We start from the raw sequence: 12,756 nt of genomic DNA on the forward strand, positions 1-12,756 counted from the left end.
TTTATAATCCTTTTGATGCAATAAATGCTACTAAATCAATAATTCTCATGGAATAACCCCATTCGTTATCATACCATGCAATAACTTTTACCATTTTATCTTCCATAACCATAGTTAATAAACTGTCTATTGTAGTACTTACATCAGTTGTTTTAAAATCACTCGAAACTAAAGGCTCATCAGTGTATGCAAGAATTCCTTTCATTTGGCTCTCAGATGCTTTTTTAAATGCTGCATTTACTTCTTCAACAGTTACTTTGCTCTTAAGCTCACACGTTAAGTCAACCATAGATACGTCAGAAGTCGGAACTCTTACAGACAGTCCGTTTAATTTACCTTTCAATTCCGGTATAACAATTCCGATGGCTTTTGCGGCACCTGTACTTGTAGGAATCATATTTTCTGCGGCAGCACGTCCACGTCTAATGTCTTTTTTATGAGCTTTTTCCAAAATGGCTTGATCGTTTGTATACGAATGAATTGTTGTCATTAAACCGTAGTTTATTCCAAAATTTTCTTGAAGAACTTTTACAACAGGTCCTAAACAATTCGTTGTACATGAAGCGTTGGATACTACGTGATCTTTTTCAGGATTATAAACATTTTCATTTACACCCATAACGATAGTTGTAATACTGCCTTTTCCCGGAGCTGTAATTACAACTTTTTTAACAGTGCCTTTTATATGTTGTCCTGCACTTTCTTTATCTTTAAGTTTTCCGGTAGATTCAACAACTATTTGAGTACCGTATTTACTCCAGTCCAACTTCGACGGATCACGATCCATAAATACATGAATTCTTTTCCCGTCTACAATTAAATCTTCACCGTCGATTTCAACCGATTTTCCCAATCTTCCATGAACAGTATCATATTTCAATAAATATGCAGCCGTTTCAACTCCGCTCGGATTATTAATTGCAACTATTTCTAAATCATCTCTTTCCAAAAGACCTCGAAATACCAATCTGCCGATTCTTCCAAATCCGTTAATTCCGACTTTTATCATATAGTTGCCCTCCTAGAGCCAATAAATAAAATAATGCACACATTCTAAATTATTAAATATAAAAACTATATATTTTACACAATTAGTATATCACGTCAATCTTTTTTGAACAATATTTAGTAACTTTTAGTGAATAAGTGTACCATTAATTGATAAATATAAAAAACAGTAATAAAATAGAGATAACATATTTTACAAATTAAATTATTTACAATAAAGGAGAATTTATACTATGTGGAACACAGAGCTGACAAAACTTCTTAATATTGAATATCCTATTATTCAAGGTGGAATGGCACATATTTCAGATGCAAAACTTGCTGCTGCGGTTCGTAGTGCCGGCGGTGCAGGTGTTATGGCATCTGGCGGATTTTCCGTTGATGAAGTTCGTAAAAATATAAAATTATATAAAGATATAATGGGGAAAAATCAATGTTTCGGTGTAAATATAATGATTAAAGCGCATAATAAAGATGATATTTTACAATTAGTTTGCGATGAAAAGGTTCCTTTTGTTACATTAGCTGCAGGAGATGCATCACCATATTTCAGCACACTTCAAACTAACGGAATAAAATGTATTCCGTTAACAACAACTTTAAAATCTGCTATATATATGCAAGAAAAAGGTGCTGATGCATTAATATTGGAAGGTATGGAGTCCGGAGGTCATGACGGAAAAATTACAATTATGTCATTAATGCAAAATATTGTTCCTTCAATAAAAATTCCGATTATTGCTGCAGGAGGTATCGTTGATGGCAAAGGTATTGCAGCAGCTTTAATTCTAGGTGCATCCGGTGTTCAAATAGGCACACGATTCCTCATATCCGAAGAATGTGCGATACATGAAAATGCAAAAAATGCCATCATAAATGCCACAGATACAGATTCTACGGTAACAGGTTTTTCAACAGCAGCAAGTGTTAGAGGACTAAAAAATAAATTCTCTGAAAATTATATTTCAAAAGAATATAACGGCGCATCGCAATCAGAATTAGATTCATTGGCAACAGGCACTCTTGAGAAAGGTATGCTCCAAGGTGATATTGAAAACGGATACGTACTTGCAGGAATGTCACTGGTTCAATTAAATAAAATATTACCTGCAAAAGAGATTGTTAAAGAATTAATTTATGAGACTGAACTTGCTTTAAATAAAGCTCCTAATCTTATTTGATAATTAAAAACACGTTTCACTTTAAAAGTGGAACGTGTTTTAATTTTATAATCCCGGAAAATCAAGAGTTGAAAATAAATCATTTAAAGTTTCATTTCTTCTTATTTTTTGAATTGTACCGTCCGAATGTAATAATAATTCTTGATGTCTGAGTTTACCGTTATAATTAAATCCCATTGAATGTCCATGAGCTCCTGTATCATGTATAACAATCAAGTCACCTTTTGAAATTTTCGGTAATTTTCTGTTTATTGCAAATTTATCATTATTTTCACATAAAGAACCCACAATATCATAAATTTCAGTTTCATTTGTATCTTCCTTGGAGCAAACTGTAATTTCATGATACGCACCGTATATTCCGGGTCTCATTAAATCTGCCATGCAAGCATCTACACCTATATATTTTTTATAAATATTTTTATGATGTATAGCTTTTGTTACCAAGTATCCATATGGTCCGGTAATTGCTCTTCCGCATTCAAAACTCAATTGAGTTTTTTCAAATCCGCTCATCATTGATTTAAACAACTCATGAGTTCTTTTTCCTAATTCAAATAGATTTACAGCTCTATCATCAGGACGATAAGGTATTCCTATTCCTCCACCGAAATCTATAAAATCTACAATTACATTAAATTTTTCTCTTATTTCAATTGCCAACTCAAACAACATTCTAATATTGGCTATTAATACATCCAATGTTAATTCTGATGAAACAATCATCGTATGTATGCCTATAAACGGTATTTTAAGTTTTTTAGCTATTTGTACGCTTTCAAGAAGTTGTTCTTTAGTCATTCCATACTTTGCATCTTCAGGCTTTCCTATGAAATTATTTCCTATGGATACTTTATTTCCCGGATTATACCTAAATGAAATTTTTTCCGGAATAATTTTTAATCTTTCCAAATCTTCAAACATCGATATATCATCCAAATTAATAATAGCTCCTAAAGAATTTGCTTTTATAAATTCTTCATCGGCAGTATTATTTGATGAAAAAACAATTTCCTTGCCTTTTAAGCCTACAGCTTTTGCCAAAATCAACTCTGCCATCGAACTGCAATCTGCACCTATACCCATATTATGTAATAATTTTAAAATCCAAGGATTAGGTGTGGCTTTTACTGCAAAATATTTATAAAAATTTGAGCACCAAGAAAAAGATTTTTTAAAATTATTTATATTATCTTCAATACCTTTTTGATCATATATATAAAAAGGAGTGCCATATTCTTCTGCAATTTTATATAAACGATGTTCTGTAATAGGTAATTTTTTCAGAACCATAAATAAGTCCTCCTAAAATATTTTGTTTTATTTTAACACAAGAAATAAAGAAAGAAACACTTCAAGTATTTCTTTCTTTATTTTTCATCAAATTATATAAAATTTTCACAACTTCTTTTGCACTTTGTACGGTATTTGCTCCACAGGCTTCAGCCATTTGTTTCCTTTTTTCAGAATTTTGCAAAATACTTTCTACCGCTTCCGACAACTCTCCACGTTTAACCCACAATGCACAACCCTTATTAACCATGTAAGATGCATTTGCTCTTTCTTGTCCCGGCAAAGTATTTACAAGTACCATAGGTAATTTCAACATCATGGCTTCAGTACAGCTCAATGCCCCGGGTTTAGTTACCAAAATCTCACTTCTTTTCATTATTTCTGCAACTTTATTTGTATAACTATGTAATTCCACAGGATGTATCAGATGTTCCGACAATGCCGATACATCTTCATAGAGACTAATATTTTTACCTGTAATAACAATAAATTTTTTTATTTCTTTTACTTTATCCAAACGTTTTAAATTATCGGTTATATCCCCAAGTCCTAATCCTCCACCCATCAAAAGCACCGTTCCTTTTTCAGGTGTTATATTGTCCGAAACTTCATAAAACGACTTTCTTATCGGTATCCCGGTAGAATAAATCTTATTTGAATCAATTCCATAATTTTTTAGATGTTCGGCCAAATTATCGGTTGCTACGCATAATGCATCCAATTCTTTATCTATCCACAACTGATGTATATCAAAGTCGGTAATAACACCCAACAGCGGAATTTTTATTATTTCTTCTTTTTTCAATAAATTTGCGGCAGCAGCCGGAAACGGATGAGTAAATATTAAAGCATCAGGATTTAATACTTTAATTAATTTTTTCATTCTGTTTTTAAAACTCCAAGAAACTAAAATTTGTGAAGTTTCTCCAAAACGACTTTTCTGCGAATTACTATATAAACTGTCATAAAGTTCCGGAAATAATTCAATCATCTTCAAGTACGATTTTTTTATCATTGAATCAATAGAAAAAAAATCTCTTGAAACAAAATCTAAAACTCTTACACTATCTTGTGGATGTTCTTCCTTGATTGCTTCTGCAATCGCTCTTGCAGCTTGACTGTGTCCTGTCCCTATACTTGCCGTTAAAATAAAAAAACGACGAGATCTTTGTTTTTCCATTAATATCACATTCCATTTCATAAGCTTTTTTAATTATAGAGGAAAGAGCTGCAAAGGTAAAGAAATTTAAAATCTTTTATAAAATTAAAAAGCAACACCGCGCTGTGCAATGTTGCTCTTTAATTCTATATTACATTATTTTGCATTTACTTTTTCTTTCAACTGCTTGCTTACACGGAATGCAGGAGCCTTAGATGCAGGAATCTTAATCGGCTTCTGTGTTGAAGGATTGTGACCTTCTCTTGCTTTACGTTCACGAACTTCAAATGTTCCGAATCCGATTAACTGAACCTTTTCTCCTTTTACCATAGCATCTGAGATAACATCAATAACTGCTTTAACTGCTTTTTCAGCGTCTTTCTTTGTCATTTCAGCCTTCTGTGCTACTGCCGTAATCAATTCCGTTTTATTCATATTTAAACATCCTCCTTGAATTAAATGCGATCATATTCACTTAAAAAAATATAATAACATTTTCTGTCTTTTATAGAACACGGACTATAAAAAATAAAAATTAACAAATATAATCGCTTATACAAGCACTTTCAGTCGCCAGTGCCCTATGGAACTGACTTTCTACTGAATTATACACGTTATATCATCTCTTGGCAAGGATATTTGCATTTTTTGTGCTTTAAATCTGATTTTTTTGTATATATCAATCTTCAATCAGCTCTTAATACTTAATTTTCTTATAATTTTAGCTAATTTATTTCCTATTTTCGGTATTCTTACTACATCATCTTCTTTTACCGCTTTAATCAAAATGATCGATGCAACATATACTACAATACCTACAGTTATTGAAAATACTGTCGGTATAGTATTTCCTTTTACTATACTATGCAATCCGTTATAAACTCCATAAACTGCCGCACCCATAATGAAAGCTGAAATAAATATTTTTATTGTATGAATCCAATCCATCACATATTTTCTGTATTTATACAAAAATATAAGATTTAAAACAGCTGCAACACCAAAGTCTGCATTTGTTGCCCATGCAGCTCCAAGTACGCCGAAACAAGGTATCGCAGTTAAATTCCACGATAAAACAACTTTCACGGTAGCACTTATAACCATGTTTATAAAAGGTATTGAAGTTTTGCCCATACCTTGTAGTACACCTGTTGTTACTTGCTGAATTCCTAAAAGAAATATACCAAAACTCATTACTGCTATAGATGGTCCGGCATCCGGAATAGCATAAAGCATCGTCGAAATAGGAGTTGCAATTACACACATTCCTATGAAAGAAGGAATTGTAACAAGATTTGATAAACGAATTGCGGTATCGGTTCTTGAGATAATAACTTCTTCTTTTTTTTGTGCTATGGCTTCAGAAATTACAGGAACAAGGCTTGCAGCAAGTGATGCTGTTACAATGGTAGGCATATTCACTAGTGATGTCGCCATACCCGTCAAATATCCGAACAATGTTGTTGCTTGTTCGACATTGTATCCTGCTACTTCCAATCTCTGCGGAACTATAAATAAATCTATATTTGAAACTATAGGAAGCATAATATTTGCTAATGATACAGGTATTGCCAAAACTAAAAGTCTTTTTATAATTTCAAAACTGCCTTGAGGTTTTATACTTAAATCTTGTTCATGTGCCAATTCATTTCGCCAATTGCGTGTAGTATAGAAAAATGCAATCAAAACCATTATTCCCATGAATGCACCGGGAGCCGCACCAAGTGTTGCTCCTGCAGCACCGAATTCCAATCCATAAGGTAATAATATAATTGCAAAAATAATCATGGCCGCTACTCTAACTACTTGTTCTATAATCTGCGACACTGCAGTAGGTGTCATTAATTGCAATCCCTGAAAATAACCTCTCAATGTTGCAAGCATTGTTGCACAAAAAATAGCCGGAGATAAAGCTAAAAGTGACCAATAAGCTCTTTCATCACGAACCATACCGGAATCAACCAACCATTGTGCCCCGAAAAATAAAAGAACACTGAAAAACAATCCGGTAGCCGCCAACGATATCATTGATATACGGAAAACTTTTTGACCACCAAGGTAATCATGTATGGCATTTCTTTCCGCAACCATAATTGAAATCGCAACAGGTAATCCTGCAGAAGATACAGATAAACACAGCAAATAAATAGGATATGCCATTTGGTATAATCCTATACCTTCACCACCGAGCAATCTTGATAAGTATATACGACTGAATGCACCTATAAATTTTACAATAATACCTGCCACGGCTAAAACCATAGCACCTTGTATAAAAGTATTTTTACGCACTTTTTCACCTATGAATTTCTTTCAATATTTTATCAATAAATTCTGATATCCAATCTGTTATATTTTCTTGAATAGCAGCTTTATTAATTCTAACACGAGCAGGAGAACCTGGCAAAATATGTATTTTCATAAGGATTTCTTTTGGAAGATTCATCCAATTTATTTTTTTCAGACACTCTTCTGCTGCCCATGTAATCAATACAGTCTTACCTTCATCCATTATCGAACCGATCCCCAATTCACTTGCTTTAATACGCATTTCTGCAATTTTAAATAATCGCTTCACAGGCTCTGTAGGAGTACCGTATCTATCAATTACTTCATCAATGAAATCATTTAATTCTTCTATAGATGTAACGGACGACAGTCTATAATAAATTTCCATTTTACTGTTATCATTATCTATATAATTTTTATCCAAATACGCTTCTTGCCTGAATTCAATCATTGCGTGATGAATTTTTTTAGGTATTGGAGTTTTATATATTTTTGCGCGAAGTTTAGATACTTCTTCTTCCAACATATTACAATATGTAGAAAACCCTATACTGTAAATATTTCCATGTTGTTCTGAACCTAAAAGATTTCCTGCACCTCTTATTTCCAAATCTCTCATTGCAATTTTAAATCCGCTACCTAGTTCCGTAAACTCACGAATTGTATTTAAACGCTTTTCGGCAACTTCCGAAAGAACTTTATCTTTTCTATAAAAAAAGTATGCTTTAGCAATTTTATCGGATCTTCCGACTCTACCTTTCATTTGATAAAGCTGAGATAATCCCATAAAATCGGCATCATAAATAATAATGGTATTTGCATTAGGTTGGTCTAATCCATTTTCTATAAGTGTAGTACATAATAATAGGTCATATTTATCTTGATAAAAATCAAACATGACTTTTTCAAGTTCACTGCCTTTCATTCTTCCATAAGCTACACCTATACGTACTTTTCCCTTAAATATTTTTTCAAGCCTGTCTTTCATCATATCTATACTTTCGATACGATTATAAACAAAATAAACTTGGCCGTTTCTTTCTTTTTCTCTTAAAACCGCTTCTTTAACAATATCTTCATTGTATTCAATTACATATGTTTGTACTGCATGCCTGTTCTGAGGTGCTTGCGTAATTGCAGCCATATCACGTACTCCGGATAAACTCATATGTAAAGTTCTCGGTATAGGTGTCGCAGATAAAGTAAGTATATCAATTCCGCTTGTCAATGACTTCCATTTTTCTTTTTGAAATACTCCGAAACGTTGCTCTTCATCTACAACCAAAAGTCCTAACCTTTTGCAATTTATAGACTTTGATAAAACACTGTGAGTACCTATCAAAACATCTATTTGCCCTGATTTCAAACCAGATAATATCTTATTTTTTTCACTTGTTTTTACAAAACGATTTAAAAGTTGAACATTAACTCCGAATTTGTTCATTCTTTCTGAAAAAGTTTTAAAATGTTGACTTGCCAAAACCGTTGTAGGACAAAGTACTATAGATTGATATCCGCTCATTACACATTTAAATACGGCACGCATTGCAACTTCAGTTTTACCGAACCCTACATCTCCACACAAAAGCATGTCCATAGGTGTGGAAGATTCCATAGATTTTTTTATTTTTTCCGTTGCAGATAATTGATCGGGGGTTTCTACATATTCAAAAGCATCTTCAAATTCAATTTGCTCACTGCTGTCAGGTAAAAAAGAAATCCCTTTTGCTAATTGACGCTCTGCATATACTTTTAATAATTTTTCCGCCAATTCTTTTATGGATTTTTTTGCTTTATTTCGAATTCGTTCCCATTGAACACCGCCCATTTTATTTAAAGCAGGAACTTTTCCTTCCGGACCTATGTATTTTTCAAGCGTTCGTATTTTTTCCATAGGTAAATATAATTTATCATCACCTGCATACTGTATTGTTACATAGTCACGATGAATACCGTCAATTTCTATAGTATTGACCCCTATATATTTTCCTATTCCATGAGATCGCTGAACTACATAATCCCCGACTTTCAAATCTGAAAAGTATCGTACTTGTTTCCCTTGAGAAAATTTAGCAAAACGTTTTTTCTTATGTTTACCGAAAATATCTCCCGCAGAAAATACAACAAAAGATGAAGAAGGTACTTCAAAACCTCCTGATATTGTTCCGTTTGTAAGGTATACTTCACCGTTTTTTATTTCTTTTGATATATTTATTCCGAAATCGAAAAATAAATTTTGTAATTCTTTATAAATTGAAATACTTGGAGCTAAAACAATAACACTCCATTTTCTTTCAAGCAATTTTCTTAAATCTTCTATAAAAATCTGAATTTGTCTTTGATAATTCGTAACGGTCTGACCGTCCCAATTAAAAGATGATTGTATTTCTATTCCTTCAATTTTTTGTTTTAAAAGTGAAAAGAATGTACATTTTCCTATATTTTCTTTTTTGTTTAAAATATTGATTACGTAATTCCAGTCAAATGCTTTTTCTTTGTTCTCTTTTTCCTCTTTAAAATATTTCTTTAACTGTTCTTTACATCTTGACGGTTCATCAAAAATCAAATGACTGTTATTTAAATATGAAAATATAGAATCATCAGTTTCCATTCCTATAGTTACAGGAAATATAGTAGCTTTATTTAAACCGCTTATAGATCTTTGAGTATCTTTATTAAAATACCTTATGTTATCTACAACATCTCCAAAAAATTCAATTCTTATCGGATTTTCCTCATTTATTGAAAATATATCAAGTATATCTCCTCTTATAGAAAAATGACCTACTCTCTCAACTTGATCTACGCGTTCATATCCCAAATCAACTAATTTGTTTAATATTCTTCCACGAACAATTTCATCTTGAAGAGAAATTGTCCATGTCTTTTGAATTACATTTATTTTAGACGGTATTTTTTGCATTACCTCTACTACTGATGCTATCACAACTACATCTTTATTATCGTATAATGCCGCTAAAGATTGTACTCTGTCTCTTAATCTTTCCGTACTGCTATATGTAACTTCAAAATTTACCTTATCCATAATCGGGAAAAATAAAACTTGTTTTTCCGGCATAAAAAACTTAATATCTTGATTCCATAAGAATATATCTTTCTGCTCAGGAACAATAATCAATGTAGAATTATTATTTTTTAAAATTGAGGTAAGATATGCTTTTTGCGCTCCAAAAGCGCCGGATATCATATTTATTTCACCGGCGTTGTATTTATTTAAATCATTTTCTATGTAAGATTTATTATTTAAAAAATCAATAATCTCTTTACCTGCATATAAATTTACTTCATAATCATCTTTTTTTATTTTTCCTAAAATATTTTTTGATGGAAGAGTTACTACATTGGCATATTCCGTCTTATCATTCATAAAATTCACCTTTACCACTGCAATTTATATTTGATTACATCTTCATAACCGTTAAGCTCTTCTATTCTACTTTTTATAGTTTGATTTTTAAATTTAAATTCAGGTCGTATATCACATAGCGGAATCAAAACAAAAGCTCTATCCCAAAAAAACGGATGCGGTATTTTTAATGTTTTCGTATTTACATATACATCATCAGCATAAATAATATCTAAATCCAATGTCCGAGGTCCCCAATGTACAATTCTTTTTCTTCCGAATTCTTTTTCGACCGAAAGCAAATATTTCAACAATAAATCCGGTCCTTTATCAAAATCAATTTCTATTACAGAATTTAGAAATACAGGTTGATCTGTTTTACCCCATGGTTTTGTTTTATAAAGTGCAGATTTCGAAATAATTTTACAACCTTTACATTCCAAACTTTTACATGCACATTTAAATATTTCTTCACTTGCACCTTGATTGGATCCCAATGCTATATAGTACTTCATATCTCACGCTTCTTTTGTATGGTAATAACTACGTCATCCAATATTCCTTGAATCGGTGCTCCGGGTTTATGTACGGATGTTGTTACTGCTTTAACATCGGAGTAATTATTTAATATCTCTTCATTTATTTTTCCTGCAAGTCTTTCCAGCAATTTACAAGAATCCTCTTCCACAATTCTTTCCACTCTTTTAAAAACTTCTGCATAATTAACAGTTTTTTCTAATGAATCTGTTTCAGATGCTTGAGATAAATCCAATTTCATAATTAAATCAACATATATACGTTGTCCTATTCTTCGTTCTTCTTTATCTGTTCCATGATGTCCGAAGAAGGACATATTTTTTAAAAAAATTTCATCCATTTTACACCTTCGTCGACAAAGCATTCCACATTTTTATCAATCTTGCATTTAAAGCTACATTATGCACCCTCATTATAGTACATTTTTTCGTTATTCCCCAAATACTTACAGCACCAGTTCCTTCATCTCTTTCATTTACAGGTAAATCGAGCACGGTTCCTATAAATCGTTTGCGACTAACACCTAAAAGCCAGGGATATTTATATTCACATGTAAGTTCATCAAGTCTTTTTAAAATTTCTAAATTTTCTTCTGAATTCTTATTGAAACCTATACCCGGATCCAAAATAATTTGTTCTTCATCAATTTTATGTTTAGCTGCAATTTCTAATGATTTATCAAAAAATGATTTCAAACAATCAATAATATCCCCATTGTAAATATCATCTTTTTGATTATGCATTATAATCACCGGTACATTTTTATCTGCAACGACATCTGCCATTTCTCCATTATCATATTGCAATCCCCATATATCATTTACTATATGAGCACCGGCTTCAATTACATATTTAGCAGTTTGCCAATGATACGTATCTACCGAAATCGGAACTGTCAGCTCTGTTATCAAAGAAGGAAGAATTTTTTTCAATCTTTCTATTTCTTCTTCATAGGTTAAAACTGTATGTCCGGGTCTTGTCGATTCCGCACCTACATCTATTATATCTGCTCCTTGTAAAACCATTTCTTTCCCATGTTTCACAGCAGCTTCAAGTGAATTCCATTTCCCGCCGTCAGAAAAAGAATCGGGAGTTATATTTAAAATACCCATAATGGAAGGTTCATCACTCAACTCTAATGTTTTACCGTCATCCCATGAAAATAAACGTTTTTTGAAATTCATAGTTACCTCTCAATTTATTATAAATATTTTAACTAAATAAAATTGTTATCGATTATAAATAGATAAAGAATTAAAACCATCCTGCCGGAAACAATATTTTAAAACCATCCTCCCGAAAGGATGGTTTTAATTACAATAAAGTTCTTAAAATTATTGCGGATTCAATACATTCATCCAAAATATTTTTTAATTTTCCAATTATTTCTCTCCATCGTATTACATACAAAGGTCTGTCTTCCATAGTATATAAACTTTTCAACAAATCTGAATAGCATGCATCTCCACGTTTCTTATATTCGAAAATTTTTCTTATTCTCGCTTCCGCTTTCATGTACGAATCATCGATATTTTCAGTATATTGCAAAATTTTTACCAATTCTCCAAAAGAACATCTTATCAAATTTAGTACTACTTCCAAATTTCTCGGACATTCTTCTTGAGGAAATGTCTGAATTTGCAAAAATATTTCATCAATCAACACTGATGCAGTATATATTTTGTCTACCAATCTATAAACTAAGAATCCTTCATCGGATATTTTACAAATTTTAATAGCTCTTCGATTTATTTTAGGCATTAAAATATTTATATTTTGCTTAGACTCACTTATAGGAGCAAATGCATCAAAAACATTTAAATTACCTTCAAAGACTTTTTGTAGCAAATTTATTTCATTTTCACAACTTTCAGTAATTTCACAAAGTTGTTCATAAAATTTTTCTTTTTTATTTCCCATAA

Annotated in this window: 11 protein-coding genes; 1 reads left to right on the top strand and 10 read right to left on the bottom strand. The window is 31.8% G+C overall.

Annotation, left to right across the window (positions count from 1 at the left end; genetic code table 11):
• Nucleotide 1: 1 nt before the first annotated feature.
• The gene (gap, locus tag P6922_RS02145) at nt 2–1,009 is read right to left on the bottom strand and encodes a type I glyceraldehyde-3-phosphate dehydrogenase (protein ID WP_276873895.1); all 1,008 of its coding nucleotides are present in this window, start codon (nt 1,007–1,009) and stop codon (nt 2–4) included.
• A 232-nt stretch (nt 1,010–1,241) separates the two neighbouring features.
• On the opposite strand from gap, the gene P6922_RS02150 reads away from it, so the two are divergent.
• On the top strand, nt 1,242–2,189 hold the full coding sequence (locus P6922_RS02150; RefSeq protein WP_276873897.1) for a nitronate monooxygenase: 948 nt from the start codon (nt 1,242–1,244) through the stop codon (nt 2,187–2,189).
• Between the two features lie 45 nt (nt 2,190–2,234).
• Here P6922_RS02150 and lysA read toward each other — a convergent pair whose 3' ends face one another.
• The 9 genes from lysA to P6922_RS02195 form a co-directional block, all read right to left on the bottom strand.
• Nucleotides 2,235–3,482 (bottom strand): diaminopimelate decarboxylase, encoded by a 1,248-nt coding sequence (gene lysA, locus P6922_RS02155; RefSeq protein WP_276873899.1) that lies wholly within the window; start codon nt 3,480–3,482, stop codon nt 2,235–2,237.
• Nucleotides 3,483–3,543: 61 nt separating this feature from the next.
• Nucleotides 3,544–4,662 carry an MGDG synthase family glycosyltransferase gene (locus tag P6922_RS02160; RefSeq protein WP_007554219.1) on the bottom strand — a complete coding sequence of 373 codons (1,119 nt, stop codon included), beginning with the start codon at nt 4,660–4,662 and terminating at the stop codon, nt 3,544–3,546.
• Between the two features lie 135 nt (nt 4,663–4,797).
• Nucleotides 4,798–5,076, bottom strand: a complete 279-nt coding sequence (locus P6922_RS02165) for an HU family DNA-binding protein (protein ID WP_007554151.1) — start codon at nt 5,074–5,076, stop codon at nt 4,798–4,800.
• Between the two features lie 255 nt (nt 5,077–5,331).
• Nucleotides 5,332–6,933, bottom strand: a complete 1,602-nt coding sequence (locus P6922_RS02170; RefSeq protein ID WP_276873902.1) for a putative polysaccharide biosynthesis protein — start codon at nt 6,931–6,933, stop codon at nt 5,332–5,334.
• 4 nt (nt 6,934–6,937) lie between these two features.
• A complete protein-coding gene (mfd, locus tag P6922_RS02175) occupies nt 6,938–10,318 on the bottom strand; it encodes a transcription-repair coupling factor (RefSeq protein ID WP_276873905.1) in 3,381 nt (1,126 codons plus the stop codon).
• Between the two features lie 11 nt (nt 10,319–10,329).
• On the bottom strand, nt 10,330–10,812 hold the full coding sequence (gene folK, locus P6922_RS02180; RefSeq protein ID WP_276873906.1) for a 2-amino-4-hydroxy-6-hydroxymethyldihydropteridine diphosphokinase: 483 nt from the start codon (nt 10,810–10,812) through the stop codon (nt 10,330–10,332).
• Entirely contained in the window at nt 10,809–11,174 is a 366-nt protein-coding gene (gene folB, locus P6922_RS02185) for a dihydroneopterin aldolase (protein ID WP_007554128.1), read from the bottom strand. Before folB ends, folK begins: the two co-directional genes overlap by 4 nt.
• Before the next feature lies 1 nt (nt 11,175).
• The gene (folP, locus tag P6922_RS02190; RefSeq protein WP_276873909.1) at nt 11,176–12,018 is read right to left on the bottom strand and encodes a dihydropteroate synthase; all 843 of its coding nucleotides are present in this window, start codon (nt 12,016–12,018) and stop codon (nt 11,176–11,178) included.
• 130 nt (nt 12,019–12,148) lie between these two features.
• On the bottom strand, nt 12,149–12,754 hold the full coding sequence (locus P6922_RS02195) for a hypothetical protein (RefSeq protein WP_276873911.1): 606 nt from the start codon (nt 12,752–12,754) through the stop codon (nt 12,149–12,151).
• Between the last annotated feature and the right edge of the window lie 2 nt (nt 12,755–12,756).

The organism is Dialister micraerophilus (genome assembly GCF_947090205.1).
GTDB lineage: Bacteria > Bacillota > Negativicutes > Veillonellales > Dialisteraceae > Dialister > Dialister micraerophilus.

Coding starts and splice junctions, on each gene's coding strand:
- P6922_RS02195 (WP_276873911.1), bottom strand. CDS start 12,754: ATGGGAAATAAAAAAGAAAAATTTTATGAACAACTTTGTGAAATTACT.
- folB (WP_007554128.1), bottom strand. CDS start 11,174: ATGGATGAAATTTTTTTAAAAAATATGTCCTTCTTCGGACATCATGGA.
- gap (WP_276873895.1), bottom strand. CDS start 1,009: ATGATAAAAGTCGGAATTAACGGATTTGGAAGAATCGGCAGATTGGTA.
- P6922_RS02165 (WP_007554151.1), bottom strand. CDS start 5,076: ATGAATAAAACGGAATTGATTACGGCAGTAGCACAGAAGGCTGAAATG.
- lysA (WP_276873899.1), bottom strand. CDS start 3,482: ATGGTTCTGAAAAAATTACCTATTACAGAACATCGTTTATATAAAATT.
- P6922_RS02160 (WP_007554219.1), bottom strand. CDS start 4,662: ATGGAAAAACAAAGATCTCGTCGTTTTTTTATTTTAACGGCAAGTATA.
- P6922_RS02150 (WP_276873897.1), top strand. CDS start 1,242: ATGTGGAACACAGAGCTGACAAAACTTCTTAATATTGAATATCCTATT.
- folK (WP_276873906.1), bottom strand. CDS start 10,812: ATGAAGTACTATATAGCATTGGGATCCAATCAAGGTGCAAGTGAAGAA.
- mfd (WP_276873905.1), bottom strand. CDS start 10,318: ATGAATGATAAGACGGAATATGCCAATGTAGTAACTCTTCCATCAAAA.
- folP (WP_276873909.1), bottom strand. CDS start 12,018: ATGAATTTCAAAAAACGTTTATTTTCATGGGATGACGGTAAAACATTA.